The sequence below is a fragment of the Massilia sp. 01N410 genome, from assembly GCF_056399665.1.
The window spans coordinates 18,729-42,563 of sequence record NZ_JBFTRV010000003.1 but is presented as its reverse complement, the minus strand read 5'-3'; the positions used below and the strand labels follow the sequence as shown (position 1 = coordinate 42,563).

21 protein-coding genes are annotated in these 23,835 nt (G+C 69.4%); 13 read left to right on the top strand and 8 right to left on the bottom strand.

Annotated elements, in window-relative coordinates:
* The first annotated feature begins 133 nt into the window (after window positions 1-133).
* The 8 genes from AC1DOP_RS05095 to AC1DOP_RS05060 all read left to right on the top strand — a co-directional run bounded on the left by AC1DOP_RS05095 (window position 134) and on the right by AC1DOP_RS05060 (window position 9,744).
* Entirely contained in the window at window positions 134-1,771 is a 1,638-nt protein-coding gene (locus tag AC1DOP_RS05095) for an AMP-binding protein (protein ID WP_477250170.1), read from the top strand.
* A 19-nt stretch (window positions 1,772-1,790) separates the two neighbouring features.
* Window positions 1,791-4,178: a bifunctional salicylyl-CoA 5-hydroxylase/oxidoreductase gene (locus AC1DOP_RS05090; RefSeq protein WP_477250168.1), complete on the top strand. Its 2,388-nt coding sequence runs from the start codon at window positions 1,791-1,793 to the stop codon at window positions 4,176-4,178.
* Window positions 4,178-4,933: an SDR family NAD(P)-dependent oxidoreductase gene (locus tag AC1DOP_RS05085; protein ID WP_477250166.1), complete on the top strand. Its 756-nt coding sequence runs from the start codon at window positions 4,178-4,180 to the stop codon at window positions 4,931-4,933. The genes AC1DOP_RS05090 and AC1DOP_RS05085 overlap by 1 nt, the downstream gene beginning before the upstream one ends.
* A complete protein-coding gene (locus AC1DOP_RS05080) occupies window positions 4,930-5,424 on the top strand; it encodes a MarR family winged helix-turn-helix transcriptional regulator (RefSeq protein ID WP_441933363.1) in 495 nt (164 codons plus the stop codon). The genes AC1DOP_RS05085 and AC1DOP_RS05080 overlap by 4 nt, the downstream gene beginning before the upstream one ends.
* 9 nt (window positions 5,425-5,433) lie before the next feature.
* Window positions 5,434-6,288 (top strand): enoyl-CoA hydratase family protein, encoded by an 855-nt coding sequence (locus AC1DOP_RS05075; RefSeq protein ID WP_477250163.1) that lies wholly within the window; start codon window positions 5,434-5,436, stop codon window positions 6,286-6,288.
* 1 nt (window position 6,289) lies between these two features.
* Complete coding sequence (locus AC1DOP_RS05070; RefSeq protein ID WP_441933360.1) at window positions 6,290-7,456, top strand: acyl-CoA dehydrogenase family protein; 1,167 nt, start codon at window positions 6,290-6,292, stop codon at window positions 7,454-7,456.
* A complete protein-coding gene (locus AC1DOP_RS05065) occupies window positions 7,456-7,851 on the top strand; it encodes a RidA family protein (protein ID WP_477250554.1) in 396 nt (131 codons plus the stop codon). Before AC1DOP_RS05070 ends, AC1DOP_RS05065 begins: the two co-directional genes overlap by 1 nt.
* A 1,308-nt stretch (window positions 7,852-9,159) precedes the next feature.
* Window positions 9,160-9,744 (top strand): septal ring lytic transglycosylase RlpA family protein, encoded by a 585-nt coding sequence (locus tag AC1DOP_RS05060; RefSeq protein WP_477250161.1) that lies wholly within the window; start codon window positions 9,160-9,162, stop codon window positions 9,742-9,744.
* A 176-nt stretch (window positions 9,745-9,920) separates the two neighbouring features.
* Here the strand turns inward: AC1DOP_RS05060 and AC1DOP_RS05055 are convergent, their stop codons facing one another.
* From AC1DOP_RS05055 to AC1DOP_RS05020, 8 genes are all read right to left on the bottom strand, one after another.
* The gene (locus AC1DOP_RS05055; RefSeq protein ID WP_441933357.1) at window positions 9,921-10,364 is read right to left on the bottom strand and encodes an HIT family protein; all 444 of its coding nucleotides are present in this window, start codon (window positions 10,362-10,364) and stop codon (window positions 9,921-9,923) included.
* Window positions 10,365-11,636, bottom strand: a complete 1,272-nt coding sequence (locus tag AC1DOP_RS05050; RefSeq protein WP_441933355.1) for a cyanophycinase — start codon at window positions 11,634-11,636, stop codon at window positions 10,365-10,367.
* A 68-nt stretch (window positions 11,637-11,704) separates the two neighbouring features.
* Window positions 11,705-12,580 (bottom strand): EamA family transporter, encoded by an 876-nt coding sequence (locus AC1DOP_RS05045; RefSeq protein ID WP_477250158.1) that lies wholly within the window; start codon window positions 12,578-12,580, stop codon window positions 11,705-11,707.
* Window positions 12,577-13,809 carry a TCR/Tet family MFS transporter gene (locus AC1DOP_RS05040; RefSeq protein ID WP_477250156.1) on the bottom strand — a complete coding sequence of 411 codons (1,233 nt, stop codon included), beginning with the start codon at window positions 13,807-13,809 and terminating at the stop codon, window positions 12,577-12,579. Before AC1DOP_RS05040 ends, AC1DOP_RS05045 begins: the two co-directional genes overlap by 4 nt.
* Before the next feature lie 69 nt (window positions 13,810-13,878).
* Window positions 13,879-14,544, bottom strand: coding sequence for an HD domain-containing protein (locus tag AC1DOP_RS05035; RefSeq protein WP_441933349.1), 666 nt, complete (start codon window positions 14,542-14,544; stop codon window positions 13,879-13,881).
* Window positions 14,525-15,229 (bottom strand): ribonuclease HI family protein, encoded by a 705-nt coding sequence (locus AC1DOP_RS05030; protein ID WP_477250154.1) that lies wholly within the window; start codon window positions 15,227-15,229, stop codon window positions 14,525-14,527. Before AC1DOP_RS05030 ends, AC1DOP_RS05035 begins: the two co-directional genes overlap by 20 nt.
* A gap of 74 nt (window positions 15,230-15,303) precedes the next feature.
* Window positions 15,304-15,852, bottom strand: a complete 549-nt coding sequence (locus AC1DOP_RS05025) for a YXWGXW repeat-containing protein (RefSeq protein WP_477250152.1) — start codon at window positions 15,850-15,852, stop codon at window positions 15,304-15,306.
* A 277-nt stretch (window positions 15,853-16,129) separates the two neighbouring features.
* Complete coding sequence (locus AC1DOP_RS05020) at window positions 16,130-16,369, bottom strand: hypothetical protein (protein ID WP_477250150.1); 240 nt, start codon at window positions 16,367-16,369, stop codon at window positions 16,130-16,132.
* Window positions 16,370-16,561: 192 nt separating this feature from the next.
* On the opposite strand from AC1DOP_RS05020, the gene AC1DOP_RS05015 reads away from it, so the two are divergent.
* From AC1DOP_RS05015 to AC1DOP_RS04995, 5 genes are all read left to right on the top strand, one after another.
* On the top strand, window positions 16,562-19,681 hold the full coding sequence (locus tag AC1DOP_RS05015) for a penicillin-binding transpeptidase domain-containing protein (RefSeq protein WP_477250148.1): 3,120 nt from the start codon (window positions 16,562-16,564) through the stop codon (window positions 19,679-19,681).
* Between the two features lie 91 nt (window positions 19,682-19,772).
* The gene (locus AC1DOP_RS05010) at window positions 19,773-21,062 is read left to right on the top strand and encodes a hypothetical protein (RefSeq protein ID WP_441933340.1); all 1,290 of its coding nucleotides are present in this window, start codon (window positions 19,773-19,775) and stop codon (window positions 21,060-21,062) included.
* Entirely contained in the window at window positions 21,059-21,643 is a 585-nt protein-coding gene (locus AC1DOP_RS05005) for a hypothetical protein (RefSeq protein WP_477250145.1), read from the top strand. Before AC1DOP_RS05010 ends, AC1DOP_RS05005 begins: the two co-directional genes overlap by 4 nt.
* A 23-nt stretch (window positions 21,644-21,666) precedes the next feature.
* Window positions 21,667-22,740 (top strand): hypothetical protein, encoded by a 1,074-nt coding sequence (locus AC1DOP_RS05000; RefSeq protein ID WP_441933337.1) that lies wholly within the window; start codon window positions 21,667-21,669, stop codon window positions 22,738-22,740.
* Window positions 22,737-23,753: a hypothetical protein gene (locus tag AC1DOP_RS04995; RefSeq protein WP_477250143.1), complete on the top strand. Its 1,017-nt coding sequence runs from the start codon at window positions 22,737-22,739 to the stop codon at window positions 23,751-23,753. Before AC1DOP_RS05000 ends, AC1DOP_RS04995 begins: the two co-directional genes overlap by 4 nt.
* Window positions 23,754-23,835 lie beyond the last annotated feature (82 nt).

Sequence of the window (23,835 nt, the reverse complement as noted above, 5' to 3'; positions counted from 1 at the left end):
ATGTATGGGAACGACCCTGCCGATCATACGCCGCTTCGTTTTATAAAAATACAATTTTGCTTGCCCCGAAATTGCTTTAGGCTTAAAGTATCTCCCGGTACCCACCGTCCGATACTTTCTCCGGAGCCGCTTCATGACAAGCTCATTGGCAAGCCCTTCCGCAGCAGAAGCACACCTCTCGGCCCATGTCGACACCTTCGCGCGGGATCATCTCCCGCCGGTCGGCGAGTGGCCGGAACTCGTATTCGATCTTCCTGAACTCCAATACCCGGCGCGCCTGAACTGCGTGGCCGAACTGCTCGACCGCCATGTGGCGGAGGGACGCGGCGAACGGCGCGCCATCCAGGGCGAGCATCATGCCTGGACCTATGCCGGCCTGCAGCGCCAAGTCGACCGCATCGCCCACGTGCTGCGCGCCGACATGGGCCTGGTGCCCGGCAACCGCGTGCTGCTGCGCGGCGCGAACTGTCCGTCGATGGCGGCGGCCGTCCTCGCCGTGCTGAAGGCCGGCCTGGTGGCGGTGCCGACCATGCCGCTGCTGCGCGCGAAAGAGCTGGGTGTCATCCTCGACAAGGCGCAGGTGAATGCGGTGCTGTGCGCGCGGGCGCTGGCCGGCGAGCTGGAACAGGTGGAAGCCCATCCGCCCACCGTCTACTTCGACGATCCGGACCATCCGGAAGGGCTGGAGGCGCGCATGGCGCGGCACGCGGCGCCGTTCGCGGCGGTCGACACCGCGGCCGACGACGTCTGCCTGATCAGCTTCACCTCCGGCACCACCGGCGTACCGAAGGGCACGATGCACTTCCACCGCGACGTGCTGGCCATCTGCGACTGCTTCCCGCCCCATGTCCTGCGTTCGGGCGCGGACGACGTCTTCATCGGCACGCCGCCGCTGGCCTTCACCTTCGGCCTGGGCGGCCTGCTGCTGTTCCCGCTGCGCGTTGGCGCGGCCGCGGTGCTGCTCGAGAAGCTCACGCCGGAAGGCCTGCTGGCGGCGATCGAACGCCACCGCGCGACCATCTGCTTCACGGCGCCGACCTTCTACCGCCAGATGACGCCGCTGGTGCCGAAGTTCGACCTGTCCTCGCTGCGCAAATGCGTGTCCGCCGGCGAGGCGCTGCCGCTGGCCACCCGCGACGCCTGGAAGAGCGCCACCGGCATCGACATGATCGACGGCATCGGCGCCACCGAGATCCTGCACATCTTCATCTCCGCCAGCGGCGACGACATCCGTCCCGGCGCCACCGGCAAGCCGGTGCCGGGCTATTCGGCCTGCATCCTGGATGCCGACGGCCGGCCGGCCGGGCCGGGCGTGATCGGGCGGCTGGCCGTCAAGGGACCGACCGGCTGCCGCTACCTGGCGGACGAGCGCCAGCGCAAGTACGTGCTGAACGGCTGGAACCTGACCGGCGACGCCTACGAAATGGACGCCGACGGCTACTTCTACTACCGTGCGCGCACCGACGACATGATCATCTCGGCCGGCTACAACATCGCCGGCGCCGAGGTCGAGGACGTGCTGCTGCGCCATCCCGCGGTGGCGGAATGCGGCGTGGTCGGACGCGCCGACGAGGAGCGCGGCCAGATCGTCGAAGCCCATGTGGTGCTGAAGCCCGGCTTCGATCCTTCGCCCGAACTGGTGCGGGAACTGCAGGACTTCGCCAAGCAGCACATCGCGCCCTACAAGTATCCGCGCGCCGTGCGCTTCACCGACAAGCTGCCGCGCACCGAGACGGGCAAGCTGCAGCGTTTCAAACTTCGCGAGTCGTGACCATCATTGTGAGCATCGTATGAATATCGTTTGCATCGGCGGCGGGCCCGCCGGCCTGTATTTCGGCCTGTTGATGAAGAAGCAGGACCCGGCACACCGCATCGTCGTGGTCGAGCGCAACCGGCCCTACGATACCTTCGGCTGGGGCGTGGTGTTCTCCGACCAGACCCTGGGCAACCTGGTGGCCAGCGACGAGCCGACCGCGCGCTCCATCCTGCAGGCCTTCAACCACTGGGACGACATCGACGTCTTCTACAAAGGCGTGCGCGTCACCTCGGGCGGCCACGGCTTCTGCGGCATCGGCCGCAAGCGCCTGCTCAACATCCTGCAGCAGCGCTGCGAGGAACTGGGCGTGGAGCTGGTGTTCGAGACCGAGGTCCAGGACGACCAGGCCATCGCCGCCCGCTACGACGCCGACCTCGTGATCGCCGCCGATGGCCTGAACAGCCGCATCCGCACCCGCTACGCCGAGGATTACCGGCCCTCGGTCGAGACGCGCCGCTGCCGCTTCGTGTGGCTGGGCACGAAGAAGAAGTTCGACGCCTTCACCTTCGTGTTCAAGGAAACGGAGTTCGGCTGGTTCCAGGCCCACATCTACCAGTTCGACGGCGATACCTCGACCTTCATCGTCGAGACCCCGGAAGAGGTATGGCGCAAGGCCGGCCTGGCCGACATGCCGCAGGAAGAGGGCATCGCCTTCTGCGAGCGCCTGTTCGCCGAACACCTGGACGGCCACGCGCTGATGTCGAACGCCGGCCACCGGCGCGGATCAAGCGCCTGGATCGCCTTCCCGCGCATCGTCTGCGAGCAGTGGGTGCACTGGAACGGCGAGGGTTCATCCTCCGTGCCGGTCGTGCTGATGGGCGATGCGGCCCACACGGCCCACTTCTCGATCGGCTCCGGCACCAAGCTGGCGCTGGAAGATGCGATCGAACTGGCGCGCTGCTGCGCCGGGAACGAGGGCAACCTGCGCGCCGCGCTCGACGCCTACCAGGCCAGCCGCTCGGTGGAGGTGCTGAAGATCCAGTCGGCGGCCCGCAATTCGATGGAATGGTTCGAGAACGTGGACCGCTACAGCGCGCTGGAAGCCGAGCAGTTCGCCTACTCGATGCTGACCCGCAGCCAGCGCATCTCGCACGAGAACCTGCGCCTGCGCGACCGCGGCTATGTGTCGCGCTTCGAGGACTGGTTCGCGCGGCGCGCCTGCGCCGAGGCCGGCGTCGAACTGCCCGCCGGCGCCCACCTGCCGCCGATGCTCACGCCGTTCAGGATGCGCGACGTGCTGCTGAAGAACCGCATCGTGGTCTCGCCGATGGCCCAGTATTCGGCGGTCGACGGCGTGCCGGGCGATTACCACCTGGTCCACCTGGGCGCGCGCGCGCTGGGCGGCGCCGCGCTGGTGATGGCCGAGATGACCTGCGTGTCGGCCGATGCCCGCATCACCCCGGCCTGCCCGGGCATGTATGCGCCCGAGCACACGGCGGCATGGAAGCGCATCGTCGACTTCGTGCACGGCCAGAGCGATGCCAAGATCGGCTTGCAGCTGGGCCACGCCGGCGCCAAGGGCTCGACCCGCGCGATGTGGGACGGCATCGACCAGCCGCTGCCAAGCGGGAACTGGCCGCTGATCTCGGCCTCCGAACAGCAGTATTTGCCGGGCATCTCGCAACTGGCGCGCGCGGCGACGGAAGAAGACCTGGACCGTGTCGAAGCCGACTTCGTGCGCGCCACCGTGGCGGCCGAGGAGGCCGGCTTCGACTGGCTGGAGCTGCATTGCGCCCACGGCTACTTCCTGTCGTCCTTCATCTCGCCGCTGACCAACCGGCGCGGCGACGAGTACGGCGGCAGCCTCGAGAACCGTTGCCGTTATCCGCTGCGCGTGTTCCGCGCGATGCGCGCCGTCTGGCCTACGGGTAAGCCGATCAGCGTGCGCATCTCGGCCCACGACTGGGTCGAAGGCGGCATCACGCCGGAAGACGCGGTGCAGATCGCCCGCCTGTTCAAGGATGCCGGCGCCGACATGATCGACTGCTCGTCCGGCCAGGTGAGCAAGCAGGAGAAGCCGCTGTTCGGCCGCATGTACCAGACGCCGTTCGCGGACCGCATCCGCAACGAAGCCGGCATCCCGGCCATCGCCGTCGGTTCGATCTTCGAGGCCGACCACGCCAACAGCATCATCGCCGCCGGCCGCGCCGACCTGTGCGCGGTGGGCCGGCCGCACCTGGCGAATCCGGCCTGGACCCTGACCGAAGCTGCGAAGATCGGCTTCTCCGCCATCGCCTGGCCCAAGCAGTACCTGGCCGGCAAGGCGCAGATGGAGCGCAACCTGGAACGCGAACGCCAGCTGGCGGCCGCGAACACGGGTCTGTCGCCGCAGCAGATCGCGGCAAAGTTGCTGGAGGGCTGATGGACGCACTCGAGGGTAAGCATGCGGTCGTGACGGGCGCCAGCCGCGGCATCGGCCTGGCGATCGCCCGCGCGCTCCAGGCTCAGGGCGCGCGCGTGACCCTGATGGCGCGCGATGCCGCGGCGCTGGAAGCGGCGGCCGCCGCCCTGGGCGGCGAGACCGGATGGCAGGCGATCGACGTCGCCGACGCCGCCGGCGTGGCCGCGGCGTTCGAACGCGCGGGCCGGGTCGACATCCTGGTCAACAACGCTGGCCAGGCCGCGTCGGCGCCCTTTATGAAAACCGATGGGGCGCTGTGGCAGCGCATGCTGGAGGTGAACCTGAGCGGCGCCTACCACTGCATCCAGGCGGCCCTGCCCGCCATGCTGGACGCGGGCTGGGGACGCATCGTCAACGTCGCCTCGACCGCCGGCCTGACCGGCTACCGCTACGTTGCCGCCTATTGCGCGGCCAAGCACGGGCTGGTCGGCCTGACGCGCGCGCTGGCGCTGGAACTGGCCGCCAAGGGCGTCACCGTGAACGCGGTCTGCCCCGGCTATACGGAGACCGACATCGTGCAGGAAGCCGTCGCCAACATCGTGCGCAAGACCGGCCGCAGCGAGGAACAGGCGCGCGCCGAACTGGCCGCCGGCAATCCCCAGGGACGATTGGTGCGGCCGGAAGAGGTGGCGCATGCGGTGGCCATGCTGTGCCTGCCGGCGGCGGCGGCCATGAACGGCCAGTCCATCGCGGTGGCCGGCGGGGAGGTGATGTGAAGCCCCAGCTCGACCTGACCGCGCGCCTGACCGGCGAGCACCACCAGGCCCTCAAGCTGTGGCTGCGCATGCTGGCCTGCACGGTGCGGGTCGAGGACGTCATCCGCAGCCGCCTGCGCACCAGCTTCGGCATCACCCTGCCGCGCTTCGACCTGATGGCCCAGCTGGAACGGCATCCGGAAGGACTGCGCATGGGCGAACTGTCGAAGCGCATGATGGTCACCGGCGGCAACGTCACCGGCATCGTCGACCAGCTCGAGCGCGAGCACCTGGTGGCGCGGGTGCCGGATCCGCAGGACGGCCGCGCCTTCGTGGTCACATTGACGCCGGAAGGGCGCGGCGCCTTCGCCGAGATGGCCGAAGTGCACGAAGGCTGGGTGGCGGACCTGTTCCGCGACATCCCCGCCGCCGACAAGGCCAGGATGATCGCGCTGCTGGACACCATGAAGCAGCATCTGCACGACCAAGACGACACAGACGACAAGGAATAGGAGTACATCATGCGTTACCTGCAGGGCGAGCCGCATTCGCTGCCGCGCAACCGCAATACCTTGGCCGATTACCGCGCCGAGCACTTTCTGTACGAGGTCAGCGACGGCGTCGCCAGCATCACCCTCAACCGGCCGGAGCGCAAGAATCCGCTGACCTTCGATTCCTACGCCGAGCTGCGCGACCTGTTCCGCGCGCTTGCCTACGCGGATGATGTGAAAGCCGTGGTGATCCTCGGCGCCGGCGGCAATTTCTGCTCGGGCGGCGACGTCCACGAGATCATCGGCCCGCTCACCAGGCTCGACATGCCGGGCCTGCTGGCCTTCACCCGCATGACGGGCGATACCGTGAAGGCGATGCGCGCCTGCCCGCAGCCCATCGTCGCCGCGGTCGACGGCGTCTGTGCCGGCGCCGGCGCGATCCTGGCGATGGCCTCCGACATGCGCTTCGCCACCGCCCGCACCAGGACCGCCTTCCTGTTCACGCGGGTCGGCCTGGCCGGCTGCGACATGGGCGCCTGTTCGATCCTGCCGCGCCTGATCGGCCAGGGACGCGCGGCCGAGCTGCTGTACACCGGCCGTTCGATGTCGGCGGAGGAGGGCGAGCGCTGGGGCTTCTACAACCGCCTGTGCGCGCCGGAAGACCTGCTGGCGGAGGCGCAACAGCTTGCGCGTAGCCTGGCCGGCGGTCCGACCTTCGCCCACGGCATGACCAAGAAGATGCTGCAGCAGGAGTGGAACATGGGTATCGACGAAGCCATCGAAGCCGAGGCCCAGGCCCAGGCCATCTGCATGGCGACCAACGACTTCCACCGCGCCTACCACGCCTTCGTGGCCAAGCAGACGCCCGATTTCGAAGGAGACTGAGATGGCCGACAAGTCCTACTTGCAGTGGCCTTTCTTCGACGGCCGCCACGCCGACCTCGAAACGGCGCTCGACCGCTGGGCCTCCGAGCACGTGCGCGGCCTGCACGGGCATGATGTCGATGCCGATTGCCGCCAGCTGGTGCGCCTGCTGGGCGAGGGCGGCTGGCTGCGCCATGCGATCGGCGGCGAGTCCCAGACCATCGACACGCGCGCCATCTGCCTGATCCGCGAGACCCTGGCGCGCCATAACGGCCTCGCCGACTTCGCCTTCGCGATGCAGGGCCTGGGCTCGGGCGCGATCAGCCTGTTCGGTACCGCCGCCCAGCGCGAACACTACCTGCCGCGCGTGGCCCGCGGCGATGCGATCGCGGCCTTCGCCCTGTCCGAACCGCATGCCGGTTCCGACGTCGCGGCCATGCAATGCGCGGCCCGGCTGGACGGCGATGCGTATGTGCTGGACGGCGAGAAGACCTGGATCTCGAACGGCGGCATCGCCGATTTCTACGTGGTGTTCGCCCGCACCGGCGAGGCGCCGGGCGCGCGCGGCATCAGCGCCTTCATCGTCGATGCCGGAACAAAGGGCTTCGAGATCGCCGAGCGCATCGAGGTGATCGCGCCGCACCCGCTGGCGCGCCTGCGCTTCGACGCTTGCAGGATACCCGCCACCCAGCGCATCGGCGATGCCGGCCAGGGCTTCAAGGTGGCGATGGCGACCCTGGACGTGTTCCGCACCTCGGTGGCTGCCGCCGCGCTGGGCTTCGCGCGCCGCGCCTTCGAGGAGGCGCTGGCGCATGCGACGAGTCGCGAGATGTTCGGCCAGCACCTGTCCGACTTCCAGCTGACCCAGGCCAAGCTGGCCCAGATGGCCACCCAGATCGACGCCAGCGCGCTGCTGACCTACCGCGCCGCCTGGCAGCGCGACCGTGGACAGAAGGTGACCAGGGAAGCGGCGATGGCCAAGATGACGGCCACCGAGTCGGCCCAGCAAGTGATCGACGCCGCGGTGCAGATGTTCGGCGGCCTGGGCGTCACCAGCGGCCACCCGGCCGAGCAGCTCTACCGCGAGATCCGCGCACTGCGCATCTACGAGGGCGCGACCGAAGTACAGCAGCTGATCATCGCACGCGAACTGCTGCGCGAAGCGAAGGAAGAAGGAAAACAAGCATGATGGACATACTCCAACCCCCGGGCTGGCCGCGGCCGCGCGGCTATTCGAACGGCGTCGCCGCGAGCGGCCGCCAGATTTTCGTGAGCGGCATGATCGGCTGGAATGCCGACGCCCATTTCGAGAGCGACGATTTCGCCATGCAGGCGCGCCAGGCCCTGCTGAACATCGTCGAGGTGCTGCGCGAGGCCGGCGCCGAACCGCGCCACATCGTGCGCATGACCTGGTATGTGGTCGACAAGCGCGAATACCTGGCCGCCTCGGAGGCGCTGGGCGCGGCCTACCGCGAGATCATCGGCAAGCACTTCCCGGCCATGACGGCGGTCGAAGTGCGGGCCCTGATCGAAGACCGGGCCCGCGTGGAGATCGAGGTGACGGCGGTGTTGCCGGAAGCTTGAGTTTGAACGGACGATAAAGTTTGCCGCAAGGTGTCGGGCACCTGGCGTGCCCGGCAGTCCGCTGTCGATCCAGAGCAGATCCTAAGATCGCGCGTGCAGACTTGTACCGCGCCGCTTGAGCTAAAACGTGCGGCCCCGCCCCTCGGCCACGACATCCGCTTCGAGCCAGACGGTCGGCTTGGAGTTCATTAAGGATACCGGGTTGGGATTTAAGCTGAAATTGATCGACTTAGGGTTGCCGTTCATTTTCACTTCTGCTCTTGAATCTGCTAACGGTTGTGGCCCGCACATGCCTGGGCAGAGTGGGATGGCATCTGGGGGGACGACGCTAACGCTTGCAAACGCAAAGGTAACGGGACCGTCTGAAATTGCTATCGCTCCTCGCACAGAGACATTCAAGCTCTGTCCCTTCCAAAGCATCTTGCAACCGGAAATCTCGCCGCCATTAGCACGGGTAGCGCCACCGTCATCAGCGTAGACAGGGATTGTTCCGCTAACTTTGCAAAGCTCGGTTATGTTGGCAACCCGTCCATGGATTGCTTCGACGAGCCGAATCGCGACGGTCATCCGCGCTTCGCGCAGTTGTGGAGGAGCTGCCGGCGGAGGCGGAATGGCGCTTGCCGTCAAAGCGCTCCATAAGAGTGGCACAGCTAGCCACCTTTTATGGGAAGCCTGTCGCACTATCCTCCCTATGACGCCAGGGTTCATTGATTTCCACATGTTCGCAGTTCTTGCTGGAGGATTGGGATTTTGAATAGACTGCTGGCGGCTAAGCCGGGCCGCTGGGCTCAGCATAGCACTTGGTCGGGCGGGAAAAATCGCAGACTGTCACAGAGGGCTGGAATCCACGACCCAAAGCGGACGCTAGGCTTACGTCTTAAGCATTTCTGCGGCCCTTTACAAGCCGCTTCCATGCAATTAATTCAAGCACTCCGCCCATAACCATAGCCAGCACTGCGCTTGTGTGCATCCCAATAGCTGAAAGCGCGACACTTGCAGCAAACATTGCAACTGTAATAACGTGATATTTAAGCATATGTCCTCTCTTTGGTCCGCTTCTGGCCCCGCTTGCGGACAGTCACGACGCCTGATGGGATTGCTGCTTTGACAACATTGTATGCCGAGCCGACGCTCTGCAACGTGTCAATCCGGCCCTTCGCTGATCCAAAACTGCGACAGAACGATTTTTCTGTTCTGCCGTTCCACATGTATCATCCACAAGCTCGGCCTTTAGCCTTGCAGTGTTTGCCAACGGATGCCGAGGCAAGTCCCTCGAAATGGTGACAAGTCGGCGGAGTGTCGGACGCGATGAAAAACGTTTGGAAAGCAACGATGAGAAGCATTTTACCTGTCTGTTCAACACCAGCGCTGATAGCTGCGTTGGCGCTGTCCCTTGCAGCCTGCTCGACAACAAAAGTTCAGCCAGCGAAAGCTGGTGGGCGCTATTACCTCAACGATGGTCCACCAAAAGGCGTAACGCAGGCGCAGATTGATGCAGTCAACGAACCAGTACCTAGAACAGAGCGGTTCGTCTCCGGTACGCTCAAGCCCTATGTTGCAATGGGAAACAGCTACCGTCCGATGAACAAGTTAATGCCCTACCATGCGCGTGGCGTGGCAAGCTGGTACGGAACCCGTTACCACGGAATGCCGACGGCAAGTGGTGAACTCTACGACGTGATGAAGCTCACGGCAGCGCATCCACTCCTTCCCATCCCGTCTTATGTCAGGGTTACCAACGTCGAGAACGGTCGAACGCTGATTGTTCGCGTGAACGACCGCGGCCCATTCCTCTCTGACAGGATCATCGATCTATCGTACGCGGCCGCAGCCAAGCTCGGCTATGCGGCGAAAGGAAGCGCGCTGGTCGAGATCGACGTAATCCTGCCATAAAGGCCCTGGTGCTGTTACGACGGCCCGCTGCCGACTCGAAGCAGACTGGAAGCGGTTCAGATATTCCAGCCGATGCGTTCGACCAGTTCGTCAAGAGTCCTATCTCGTCTCCGATATCCCATGCGCCGGGAAGCCCACATAAGGACTCGCGCTAGCAAATGCCGTCGTGGGACAAGTCAGCCAGCACCGCCCTCCAGCGCGGCCACGATGCGCGCCGCGATCTCGCGCAAATGCACGGGATCCGCAGGAATCCGCCCATGCATGCGCAAGGGCTCCGCTTCACGCCGCGGGATGATGTGGAAGTGCACGTGCGGTACGGTCTGGCCCGCCGCGCTGCCGTTGAGCTGGGCGATCATGATGCCCGGCGCGTCCAGCGCGGCCTTCACCGCCGCCGCCACCTTTTGCGTGGTGCGGATGCAGGCGCAGGCGCCGTCGGGGGATAGCTCGAAGATCTCGGCCGCCGCCTCCTTCGGAATGACGAGGACGTGGCCGTCGGCTTGCGGCATGATGTCCATGATCGCAAGCGTGGCCTCGTCCTCGTAGATCTTCAGGGACGGCAGTTCGCCGCGCAGGATCCTGGCGAAGGCGTTCCCGGAATCGTAGCTCGTTTCGTCGCTCATTCAATGCACCGTATTGCCGAGGATTGCGCCGCCCGAGGTGCCGTAGGTGTACGGACCGCTCAGGGATGAACCGTCGCCATAGGTCTGCACCGTCTGCGCGTTCCAGTTCGAGGTGTTGAAGCTCGCGCTCACCCTGAAGCTGTACTGCGGCGCCGAGGGGTAGGGCGAGGGCCTGGATGGCTGGGCGCTGAGGCGGTAGACCTGGATGTTGCTGTTGTCGACCAGCGGCTTGCCGGCCACGCATTGCGAGGGCGCGCCGTTGTACTTCACGAAGTAGGCGGAATTCTGCGCGGTGTACTGGGCCGTGGTGTTCTCGGCGTTGTAGGGATTGACCGCCATCTCCGCCTTGGCGCCGCCCGGGGCGCCGGAGATCAGCAGCGCGGTCTCCTCGTTGATGCCCACGCCGACCACGTCGCCGTAGTTCGCCACGCCGCCGCTGCAGCCCTTGCCGATCCTGGCCACGAAGGTAAACAGGCGGCCCAGGCGGTCGCGCGTATTGAAGTGGGTGTCGGCGACGGTGTTCGCCAGCGGCGCGATGTTCACGAAGCTGCCGGTCTGGACGAACTTGTTCGACGAGGTGTTCAGCGGATCGAGGGTCACGTAGCGATTGAACGGATCGCTCAGGGCCTTGGGCGATTCCACCGCGCCGTTCAGGGCGGCGAAGGCATACTGGCCCAGCATGGCGGTGCCGGCGCTGGTGCCGCCAACCGGAATGCCGGCCGCGATGGCTTTCTGGATCAGCGTGTTCAGCGAGGTGCTCTGCCAGTAATTGTAGTAGTCGGCCTGGTCGCCGCCGGCGATGAAGATGGCGTTCGCGCGCTTGATCACGTTCAGGACGAAGGGATCCTCGGCCGCCGCGCGGTTCGGGATCACCAGGGTCTCGACGGAAGTCAGGCCGAGGTCGGCGCCGCCCACCAGCTCGTAGCCTTTCGGGCTGGTGCTGTCGACCTGGCCGAGGCGGCTGTAGATATAGGGGTTGTAGGCGTCGGTGCCGGTGGCGCGGATGATCACGAAGCGGCCGCCGGTGCCGGGTGCGACGCCGGCGCGGGCGATCATCCAGCGGAAGGCTTCGCCGACGTCGTAGCCGCCGCCCACCAGTGCGACCGAGGGACTGCAGGCGCTCGTGGCGCAGGAGACCGGTTTGGCACTGACGTTCGGGTTGTCGGGATTGCCGAGGTAGGAGTACGTATAGCTTTTTCCGGCCGTCGCCGCGTTCGATGCCGAAGCGAGCAGGAACATGACGCCGCACAGGGTTTTCTTATGGTTGTTCATGGAGTCTCCGCCAGATAGGTGATCGGGGCCTGCCGGGCCCGCTTCAGGACCTTAGCACAACTTTATTTCTATGCAAGGCGCATGGTGATGGCGCCACAGGCGATGAGTCCTGCCGCCAGCAGGCGCCCGCGGCCCACGCGTTCGCGCAGGAACAGCGCGGCGATCGCGGTGGCGAACAGGATCGAGGTTTCGCGCAGGGCGGCGATCGCCGCCACCGGCGCCAGGGTCATCGCCCACAGCGCGATGCCGTAGGAACCGAGGGTGCTCACGCCGCCGACCGGCAGCAGCAGCGGCCGGGCGCGGGCCAGCGCCGCCAGCGCGCGCATCCGTCCGCGGGCGCTCCAGGCGCAGACCGCCACGCCGGTCAGCAGGAAGATCCACATGGTGTAGGCGGCTGGCGCGCCCGAGCGGCGCACGCCGGCGCCGTCGATCATGGTGTACAGCGCGATCACGCAGGCGGTCGCCAGCGCGAACAGGGTGGCGCGGCGCTGGCCGTGTGGCTGTTGCGCCGAGGGCCTGCGCGCGGCCAGCAGCATGGCCAGCACGCCGCCGCAGATCAGGCAGACCGCGAGCCATTGGGCGCCGCTCAGGTGCTCGCCCAGCAGGATGCCGTTGAAGACGGCCACCAGCAGCGGCGCCGTGCCGCGCATCAGCGGATAGGCATGGCTCATGTCGCCGTGCTGGTAGGTGGCGATCAGCAGCAGGTAGTAGACGGTCTGCGCCAGGCTGGAGGCGGCGATGAAGGGCCAGCTGGCGGGAGCCGGCGCGGCCAGGAAGGGCAGCAGCACGGCGCTGGCGAGCGCGCCGCCGGCCACCACCAGCACGGTCGGGAGCAGCGGGTCGCCCTGTCCGGCGCGGCCCTTGACCAGCGCGTTCCAGGTCGCGTGCAGCAGGGCGGCGCCGAGCACCGCCGCGATCACGGGCAGCGGAATGGCCGCCGTCACAGCTGGCCGTGGCTGCGGAAGTAGCGCCGCGCGACCAAGAAGGCCAGTCCCAGCATCGTGGTGCCGACGAAGAAGGGCATGCCGATCCGCCAGTCCTGCGGCGGCAGGTGGCTGGCCGCGCCCAGCAGGAAGGTGCCGAGCAGTGGCATCAGGATCACGCCCAGGCTGCCCACCGATTGCAGGGAACCCATCAGCTCGCCCTGTTCGCCGGCGCCGGTGGACTTCGAGATGATGCCCTGCAGGGCGGGACCGGAGGCGAAGGCCAGCAGGTTGCACATGATGAAGACGTACATCATCCAGCCATGGGTGGCCAGTCCGTACAGCAGGAAGGTGATGGCGCCGGAGGCCAGGCCGAGCAGGGTCAGGCGCACTTCACCGAAGCGCCGGATCAGTACCGACAGCAGGCCTGCCTGGACCACGATGCTGACCACGCCCACGCAGAACATCGCGATGCCGTTGTCGCGCGGCGTCCAGTCGAAGCGGAAGGTGGTGTACAGCACCCAGACCGACTGCAGCATCATCTGCGAGAAGGTGGTCAGGGTGTACACCACGATCAGGCTGCGGATATCGCGCCGCCGCGCCAGGCGCGCCAGGCCGCCGAAGGGATGGATGTCGGCCAGCCTGAAGGGCTTGCGCTGGCCCGGCGGCAGCGACTCCGGCACCGCCAGGTAGCCGTACACGAAGTTGGCGGCGGACAGCGCGGCGGCCACGTAGAAGGGCAGGTGCAGCGAGACGTTGCCGAGCAGGCCGCCCAGCACCGGGCCGCAGACGAAGCCCGCGCCGAAGGCTGCGCCGATCTTGCCGAAGCTTTTCGAGCGGTCTTCGGGCCGGGTGACGTCCGAGGCATAGGCCGAGGCCACCGACATGCTGGCCGAGGAGGCGCCGCCGATGATCCGTCCGATGAACAGGCAGGCCAGGTTCGGGGCCCAGGCCGTGGTCAGGAAGTTGATGCACATGCCGCCCATCGAATACAGCAGCACGGGACGGCGCCCGAGGCGGTCGCTGACCGCGCCGACCATCGGCATGAACAGGAACTGCATCAGCCCGAAGGAGGCCGCCAGGATCCCGTACCACATGGCCTGCTGCTCGCGTCCGTGGACGAATTCGCCGACCAGCCCGGGCAGCACCGGCACGATCAGGCCGATGCCAAGCATGTCGATGAACACGCAGATCAGGACGAAGTTCAGGTTGCCGGCCGGAGCCTTGGCAAGGGTCGCAGTGCTGGTCATGGGATCGCCGTCACGGATACGGAAAATCCCTATGTTAGCACCGTTGCCTGTCAGTTAATGGCTTAGCTTTTACGCCACGCCGCTCCACTCGGCCGCAAAGGCGTCGCGGAAGTCCATCAGCATGGCCAGGCGCTGCTCGCCCAGGCGGCGTCCGGCCGCGGTCTGCATCATGCCGGGCAGGAGGGCCAGCTTGACCGGGATGTGGTCGAGCGAATAGGTCTTGTCGTCGAGGGTACGCGCGGTCGCCAGCGGATCGCCGCCGTGGGCCAGGCTGCTGCCCATGCGGCCGGCGATGTAGAACATGCGCGCCAGCCCGACCGCGCCAAGGCCGTCGAGGCGGTCGGCATCCTGCACCAGCCGGGCTTCGAGCGTGCGCGGTGCGATCGCGGCCGAGAAGCTGTGTGCTTCGATCGCATGGGCGACGGCGTCGAGCTTCGCGGCCGGGAAGCCGAGTCCGGCCAGCCGTGCGCGCGCCAGCTCGGCCGAGAGCCGCGAGGCGCTGGAGCGGGCCGGATCATTCTTCGGCAGGTTGACCAGGTCGTGCAGGTAGCAGGCGGCCAGCACCACCAGCACGTCGGCGTCCGGGTGATCGGCCAGCAGGGCGCGGGCATTGCGCCAGACGCGGTCGAGGTGGTTGGCATCGTGGGCGCCGTCGAGGTCGCCGGCGGCGCATTCCATGGCGAGGGCGGCCAGTCGCGCGCGCCAGGCCTCGAGTTCAGGAGAGTTCAGCTGCATAAGTTGCGGTTTCGGTTGCGTTTGCATGGTCAGGGAAATCGTCGAAGGCGCGCTGCGACAGCGCGTCCGCCTGCTGGTTCTTGTGGCGCGGGACCCAGCGCAGGACCAGGCCGTCGATGCGCGCCATCAGTGCGCGCGCCGTGGCGCGGTAGGCGTGCAGGGCCGGCGCGGCGAGGGCGTCCGGGCCGGTCACGTCGCCGATCACGACCTGGCTGTCGCCGTACACCGTGAGGCCGGACACGCCGCCGGCGACGGCCGCTTCCAGCACGGCGATCAGGGCGCGGTACTCGGCTTCGCTGCTGTTGCCGTGGCCGGCGGGGCGCGAGATCTCGACGCTGCCGCCCGGCCCGTCGAGGCGGGCGCCGATCCCGCAGCGGCCCGGATTCGGGCGCGCCGAACCGTCGAACCAGGCGCGCCAGGCGCTGGGTGGACCGTCGTGGCGGCGGGCCTGGCGTGCCCGCGCCGCCTCGCGCAGGGCGTTGCGGGCGGCGCTGCGGCTGGCCTGGGCGGCCAGCTCGGCGCTGCGGGCCACGACCAGGGCGGCCAGGCCGGCCTTGCCGGCTTTCAATTCCAGGGTGCGGCGCAGGGCCTGTTCGTCGCTGAGGCCATCGGCGGCGGCCAGGCGGCGGCTGGCGGCGCGTTCGCTCTTGTAGGCGATCTCTTGAAGACGGGAATGCTCAATCATGCCGGGAGGATACCCCAAAACGCAAAATGCGCCGGCAGGCGGCGCATTTTCAGGAGGACATCAGGCAGCGGCGATCAGCGGCGCCACGGATTGTCCGGGCGGCGGTCGTAACGGTTCGGCACGCCGTCGCCGTCGCGGTCGCGGTCATAGCGGTTCGGGATGCCGTCGCGGTCCTGGTCCCAGCGGCCGTCGCGGCGGCCGTGCTCGTAGCGGTCGGGGATGCCGTCGCGGTCGCGGTCCCAGCCGCGGCGCACTTCGTAGCGGTCCGGAATGCCGTCACGGTCGCGGTCGCGGTAGCCGCGGTCATAGCCGCCATATTGGGTCCAGCGGGCCGGCTGCATATACCAGCCGCCGCCGCCCTGGGTCCAGACCGGCGCATTGTAGACATAGCCCGGCCGCTCGACGACCCAATTGCCCGGCACCCAGACGTGGCGGTGGCCGGCCCAGTTCCAGTAGCCGGGCGCCCACACGTAGCCATGGCGCGGCGCAGGAATCCGTTCGTAGACCGGCGCCGGCGGCGCGGTGCCGATATAGAGGCTGACGTTGCTCGCGGCCAGCGAGGGCAGGGGGGCGGCGGCGGCGCCGGCGAAGATCAGGGCGGCAAGGGCAAGGGTGCGTTTCATATTCGGTCTCCAGTCCAGTCAAGGATCAGATGCGTTTTCGACGAGTTCACTATAGCTCGGTCGAGCACCGCTGTGGGCGTCTGAAAAAGTCGCTTACATCTGAAACAGAATCCGGTCGTTTGATGATGCCTGGAAGCCACGCTGCCCGGTGGGCGCTGGAGGGGATCGATGAGAGGAGGAGTAAAGCGGAGGGTGAAGCGGAAGGACGATGCGGCAACTCAGCTGGCCGCGGGCAGGTTCCGGCGAGGGTGCCGGCGCCGCCCGCGGACGCCGCGGTTCATTGGATGCCCCCGTTGCTGTTGCCGGTGCGCTCGGCTTGCAGGGACAGGCGTTTCTCGGCCTCGGTCATGCGCTTGGCGGTGACGTGCACGACCGGCATGCTCGACTGGGCGACGACTTCGAGGCGGGCCGGGGCGCTGGCCTGGGCCGGCGGAATCGCTTCGATGGCCACGCTTGCGGCACCGGCGACGCTCAGCGAAAACAGGAAGGCGGCTTCCATGTGCTTGATGATGTTCATGATGTTGCTCCTTTCGTTTCGGGTTGTGAATCGGGTTTCGATGTGTGCACTTTATCCAGACGGCCCTCATGTCTCCAGCAGCTTGCGACAGGCCGCAAGAAACGCGGGATGAAGTGCGAAAAACCGCGCCCGAAACTCTGCGTTTTCGGCCGCCCCCCGCTAGGCCTGGCCGACACATCGAGGGGAGGCGGCATGATGGCAACGGTGTTCGGTGCCCTGGCGGCGGGGCAGGCGCGCTGGCGGCGCGCGCGCAACCTGCGGGCGGGACGGGCGCGCACGCGGCCGGACGCGCGTCCGCAAACGCGGGCGCGCGAGGCACCGGCCGGTCCGGCCGCGCTGCGCTGGCTGGGCCTGGCCTGCGCCCTGCTGGGCGTGGCCGGCGGCGTCGCGATCGGCGCGCATGCGCGCTGGATCGCGGCCGCCGGCGAGGCGCAGGCCGCCGGTCCGGACGGCCTGGCGTCCCTGCAACCGGCCTTGCCCGGCGCCGCCTTCACGGTGCCGCCCGGCCCGGCGGTGGTGCTGGAGCCGCATGGCGGTACCGCCCTCTTGATCCTGTCCGGCCTGCGCGCCGAGCCCGCCCAGCGCATCGACCTGTGCAGCCAGATGCTGGATCCGGCGCACGGACGCCTGCTGCCGCTGCGGATCGGCTACCGCTTCGACGAGGTGGCGGCGCTTGCGGCGCGCAATGCGCAATCCGCCAGCCCGGTGGCGCTGCGCAATGTGGTGCTGGCCGACGAGATCATGCCGCGCATCCAGCTGAGCGGCAGCGTGGCGGCGCCGAACCTGCGCTGGGAAGGCGTGCCCGCGCGCTGGACCGGCGACCGCGGCGGCGCCGTGGTCGCGGAGGCCGCCACCGGGCAGGCGACACTCGGCCGCCAGGGCTGGCTGCTGTGGGAGCACAAGGCCCTGCGCTTCCTGCGCCGCTCCAGCAGCGCCTGCGCGGCCGGCGAGCTGGTGCTACAGCTCTTCCGTCCATCGGCCCAGCCGGGTACGCGCGCGCTGGCGCTGGCCTTCCCGGACACGGGCCAAGCGGTCCAGGCCTGGCTGGCGCCCGGCAGCTACCGTGTGCCGGCCCAGCCCGCGCCGGCGCTGGAAGACCAGCGCCTGTTCGAGGCGCTGAACGCGCGCGGCCTGCTGCGCCTGGGTGCCGACGGGCTGGCCGAGCTGGCGCCGCCGGACCTGGCGGCCTGGCGCACGGTCGGCAAGACCGGCTGGGATCACGTTTCCATCGATGACGACACCCGGCGCCTGCTCGAGCGCCTCTACCGGCATGCCGACGGCGACTTCCTGCGCGAGCAGGTCCGCATCTTCAACAGCGAGCGCCGCCTGCTGGCCTGGCGCCTGCGCGCGGGCACGGATGCGGTGCGCACGCGGATCGAAGCGGGCGGTGCGCCGGCGCCGCTGGCGCGCGACCTGCCGGCCGCCGCCACCCGGCTGTTCGCCAGCCTGCCGCAGGGCTGGAGCGACTGGCAGCGGGTGGCGTCCTGGCCGCTGGGTGGCGAGCGCGCCCGCCTGCGCCTGCATCCGCCGGCGCAGGCGGCTCCGGGCACGACGATGCAGCTGATGCTGGTCGGGCGACTGGGTGGAATCTCGGGCGCACGCCTGATCGCGGCAACGCCGGCCTGCGGCGGCCGTGCCTGCGTGCGTCCGGACGAAGTCCAGGTGCTGGAACTGGCGCCGGATCCCGGCGCGCGTGAAATCGTCGTGGACGCGGCGCCGCTCGGCATGGACGCGCTGGCGGCGCCGGGCGATGCCCGCTACCGCCACCTGGTGCTGAAGGATGGCGCGCTGGCATGGCAGGCGCTGCCGGCCGGGCAGGGACGGCGTGCGCCGGTCCGGGCCGCGGTGGCGCTGGCGGACCGCCACGGGCACAGCCTGTGGAGCGATGGCGCGCCCACCGAGGCCGCCCGCCAGGCCGGGCTGGCGCCGCTGCTGGGCGTGCAGGCCGGGCATGCCGGCAGCGTCGCCGGCATGCTGGCGCGCCTGCCGGGCAGCGGCAGCCACCAGGCCGTCCTGAGCCTGGATCTCGGCCTGCAGGCGGCGGTCCAGGGCGCGCTCGACTGCATCGCGATGCGCCGCGGCGAATGGGATGGGCGCCGCTGCACCGGCGGCAGCGCGCCGCCGGCGGGGCGCCAGGCCGGCATGGTGGTGCTGGATGCCGCCAGCGGCGAGATCCTGGCGGCGGCAGGCGCCGGCACCGCCCGGGTCGACGCTTCCAACTGGCCCGAGGTCCGCGACTTCGACCGCATCGACCCGGCCGCCAGCCCGCTGCGCCTGCCGGCCTTCCAGCACGACGGCGGCGCCGAGCGCAGCCCCGGATCGACCTTCAAGATCGTCAGCGCCCTTGGGCTGGAGCTGGCGGCGCGCCAGGATGCCCGGCTGGATGCCCTGCTGGCGGGCCAGCCGCTGGCCGCCATCAACGCGGCGGCCGCGGCGCGCGGCTTCGCCTTCCGCACCGAGGCCTCCACCTATCCGGTCGACGGCCGCGCCCGCATCACGAATTTCCGCGACCAGGGCCTGGACCGGCGCGCCCAGGACGGTCGCCTGGGCCTGCAGCAGGCCATCACCTACAGCCTGAACACCTGGTTCGCCTGGGCCGGCGAATTGTCCGATCGCAGCCTGCTGGGCCGGCCCGAGGGCGGCGCGCCCGACCTGCAGCCGCTCACGCCCGGCGCCCTGGACGAGCTGCGGCCCATCGTCGCGATGGCGCGCCGGCTCGGCTTCGGCCAGGCCCTGCGCCTCGACGGCGGCCTGCTGCCGGCGGACTATCCGTGGTCGGCCTGGGATGCGCTGCAGGCCAGCCCCAGCGGCATCGACCCGGTGCATACCCGCCACGAGCTGCGCCAGATGGCGATCGGACTGCGCATGCAGGCGACCCCGCTGCAGATGGCGCTGGTGGCGGCGGCGGTGGGAGAAGGGAAGATCGCCACGCCGCGCCTGCTGGACAGCCTGGACGGCCGCGCGGCGGCCGCGCCCTCGGGAACGCCGCTGGATGTGCGCCTGGACCGCATCCGCGCCGGCATGAAGGGCGTGATCGACGGCGGCACCGCGGCCGGCGCCTTCCGCGGCAGCGAGCTGGCCACCCTGCGGCGCGGCCTGTACGGCAAGACCGGCACCGCGCCGGTGGGGGACGGCGAGCGCGCCACGGTCTGGTTCACCGGCTGGCTCGAACCCGGCAGCCTGCCCGGACAGACGCGCCGGCTGGCCTTCGCCGTGTTCGCCAGCCGCTCCGACGAGACGGGAGGCGCCCATGCGGCGCCGGTGGCCGCCGCCGTGTTGCGTTTCATGCAAGAAGCGAAATGGGCGCCATAGCAGGAATTGAGGGGTGAATTCCGCCCATCTGGGCGCCTCGCTTTTGTGTTTGTATGGCATTATTTGTTGTAGACACAAGAGTGAGGATGGTATGCGTTTGCCGGGAACCCGGTTCCAGGAGCCTGGGTGGGAGGAAGTGCGCAAGCTGCTGGGGCAATGCTCGCTGGCGGCCCTGCGCGCCTGCGACTGCGCGCGCCTGTCCGATCCGGCGGCGCTCGAGGAGACGCTGGCGCTCTACGTCGAGCTGACCGGCGAGCGCCTGCGCCAGGCGCGCCGCACGCCGCGGGCCCAGGCTTCGGGCAACGGCTATGGCGACACGGTGCTGGAACTGGCCCTGGACCTGCTGTACGAGCTGCAGGCCCGTCCCGCCGACTGGCAGGCCTTCTGCGCGGCCGTCGCCGCCGAGCACGCGCGCGTCGCCCCGTTCTGGTTCGATGCCGGCGGCGAGGCCCTGCTGCGCAAGAAGGTGAACGATATGTATGCGGTCCTGCGCGACAAGGTCGACGCCGACAACTACCAGGCCGCCTGCGGCCGTCCCTGCAGCCCGAACCGCATGTACGCCTACCGCATGCTGGACACGGCCTACGGCGAGATCGCCCGCCTGTTCGGCAACTGGGAGCAGCACCGCGCCCAGGTCGGCGCCATCCTCGGGCGCGAGCTGCACGGCACGCCGATCGAGGTGCGCCAGCTGCGTTCGATCGCCGACTGCCGCGCCGAATGGCTGCTGCGCTGGAGCGAGACCCATGAAGCCTTTGCCGGCAATCCCGGTCCGCTGCACACCCGCTCGAAGCGCTTCGCCAGCCTCAAGACCGCGCCCGACAAGATCTCCGCCATGCTGGGCGAGATCGGCGACTACGAGGCCCTGTCCGCCAACCGCGACCGCGACTGGCTGCAGGACCGCGACGATGCCGCGCTGTGGATGGAAGACTACTGGCGCGTGCTGCAGGAATCGGAGCAGGGCGCGACGCCGGGGCCGGACCTGATCCTGGAAGCGCGCGAGGACGAGCTGGAAGCCGACGGCCCGGCGGACGCCGAGCCCGAGCCGCCCTTCGTGCAGGATGCGCGGCTGGAAGCCGTGGCCGCCGCCGTTTCACTGCCCCCCGGCTACATGCAGGCGGCGGGCGAGGCCGAGCAGCGCGCCGGCTGGGTGGCGCGCGAACTGGCCGGCGACGGACTCGCGATCCGCCTGGCCGTGTATGCGAAGCTGCTGGGTGCCGGCGACGATTCCTATCCGGACGCCTGGCGCGATCCGGCCACCGGCGAACTGCCGACCATGCAGCAGCTGGCGGCGCTGGCCGAGGTATCGCTGCCGACCTTGCGCAAGCGCCGCGACGGCGCGATCGCCCGCCTGGAAGCGGCAACCATGAGGAGAACGGGATGAATATGAAGACCGCAGCGGATACCGCCGGCGAACGCCGGCTGCAGGAACGCCTGCTGCTGGGCCGGCGGGTCGAGGGCGACCGCCTGGTTCTGGCCGATGCGACCCTCGTCGCGGCGCTGGACGGCAGCCGGCCGCTGACGGCGGGCGAGCGCGCGGCCCTGCAGGCTTCGCCGCTGACCGCGCGCCGGCTGCGCCAGCTGGCGATCGAACGCCGCGCGGCCGAGGCCGGCGAGGTCGCGGCCGATGGTTGGCGTGCCAGCCGCGGACGCCTGCGCGCGGCCAGCAGCGGCGAGCTGGAGGCCCTGCGCACCGACGATGGCTGGTTCACCCTGCATTTCCTGCCGGCCGGCGCCGGCTGGAAGACCATCGTCCAGCTGGCCGCCGGCGCGCCCTTCGCACCGGCCCTGCTGGCGGCGCGCGCGCCGCTGCGAGTCAGCGACGGCGCCGGCCACACCGTGCTCGAAGGCCGGCTGGATGCGGACGGCGAATGCGAAGCCGCCTGGCCCTTCGCCGAATCGCCGGCCGGCCACCTGCAGGCGCGCGGCGCCGGCTTTGCCGTGGAATTGCTGAACGACTGCTGAACGACTGCTGACCGAACGAGGACATGATGCTGGGATTCTTCAAGCGCGCCGCACCCGCCGCCGATGCCTGCGAACTGGGCAGGTCCGTGGTCGCGCTGGCGCTGCCGGCGGGCAGCGCGCCGCCTTCCGGCTGCCAGGCCGTGGTGGTCGGCAGCGATGGACGCACGCGCCGCCTGCAGGCCGCGCGCCGCATCGAGGCGCGTCCCGGCGAGACCGTCTACGGTTTCCATCCGGGGCCGTACACGGCCGACCTGGTCCCCTTCGAGACGGCGCCCGAGATCGGCTTGCGCACCAGCTTCGCCGTCGATGCGCCGGATCCGCAGGCATCCCAGCAGCGCTTCGACCTCTACCTGGCGGCCGAGGTATCCGGGAGGCTGGAGCTGGCGGCGCTGGCGGCGGCCATCGAGGGCGCGCTGCGGCACGAGCTGGCCACCGGCGGCCTGGAGCTGCCGCCCTGCACCACGCTGGAAGAGTGGAATGCCTTCCGCCAGGGCCTGAACCAGCTGCTCTACATGCGCTTCGGCGTGACCGTCGACGACTGCGTGCCGGTCGACCTGGGCGAGTCGCGCGACTATGGGCATGAACTGGCGCAGCGTGCCGCGCGCCTGGCCGAAGCGCGGCTCGGAGCGGCTCCCGCGTCCATTAAGCCGGTCCCGGCCGGCGCACCGGCCGCGCGCTTCGATCCGGCGCCGGAAGACGCGAAGGCGCTGCGCCGTCTGTTCCTCGAGCTGCCCTGCCTGATGTGCGGGCTGCGGCTGGCGGCCATGCCGGCCGCACAGGAGTCGTTCCAGCGCCAGCAGGCCTTGCTGCAGCGCCTCGACCTGGTGTCGGTGGGCGTCAACGCGATGCCGGCGCTGGAATTGGCGGCGCCCGGCCAGCCCCTGGGCCGGGACGCCCAGCTGCGCCGTGCGCGCCACAGCCGGCGGGCCTGCGTCTCGCTGGACGAGGCCTGGGCCCTGCTGGCCCGCCTGCGCCAGGCCGGCGAGGCCGCGCTGCCGCAGTTGTACGGCGAGGCCGAACGCATCGTCGCCAACCTGGAAGCCGATTGCGAAGGACGTCGAGCGCTTACCGTCGCCGCCGAGGGAGAAACGGAATGAATGCCATCCTGGAATCGGTGGACTGCCGCTGCCCGCTGGCCGACGGTTCGGTGCTGACCCTGACCGCGAGCCGCCGTCCGCGCGCCGGCCGCGCCGAGGTCAAGTGCGTGGTGCCTGACGATGCGCGCCTGGCCGAGCGCATGCAGCAGGTGCTGCGCATGGCGCGCCTGACCGAGGCGGGCTTCGACAGCCGCGACCAGGTGGTGCTCAGCCTCGACCGCCGTCCGCCGGACGGAGAGCGCGGCTGGGAACTGGCGGCGGTGCTGGCAGACCGCACCGTGCGTGGCCTGCTGCGTCCCCAGGCTTCACTGGCGGCGAACGGCTGGTCGGATGGCTGGGAGCGCGGCCGCGTCGACGGTAACACCCTGGGGGCCGTCCCGGCCGGCGATGCGCTGCTGGGCGGCGCCGGCGGCCTGCCGCACCTGGGGCTGCTGAGCGGGCACGCGGATCCGTCCGCGGCGGTATCGACGGCGCGCGCCTGGTTCCCGCTGCACAGCGGCGAGGCCGGCAGCCTGGCCTGGGTCGAGGTCAGCGTCCACCCCCTCGCAGGCCACGGCGGGCCGGAGACGCTGGAGGAGGAACAGACCATCGCCGCGCCGGACCAGGACGCCGCGCGCCAGCTGGCCGTGCGCCAGGTGCTGGCCGGCGCCCGCCATTACGACGGCCGCGCGCTGGGCCGCTGGCGCAGCGTGGTGCGCTTCGGCGCCGACGCCTTCGCCGGCCGCTCCTGGGAGCTGGCGCTGGTAATGGCCGACCGGCTCGCGCGCGGACGCGAATTCGTGCCGCGCGGACGCCTGATCGCCAGCGGCTGTTCCGGCGCCTGGCACGCGGGCCGGGTCGACGAGGTCGACGGCCTGGCGCCCAAGTGCGCGCTGTTGCTGCGCGAAGCCGGGCCGGGCGACCGCATCCTGCTGCCGCGCGCCTGGCAGGAGCGGCTGCCGGAAGGCTACACGGAGCAGTTGCGGACGCAGGGTGCGAGCCTGGCCTGCGTCGAACGGATCGGGATCATTTGAAGGCGGCGCACGATTGTCGTGCGTAAAACGGGCTGGCCGGGCGGCTGCTAGAATCGTCCGGCTGCCGAGCGGTATGCGGAAG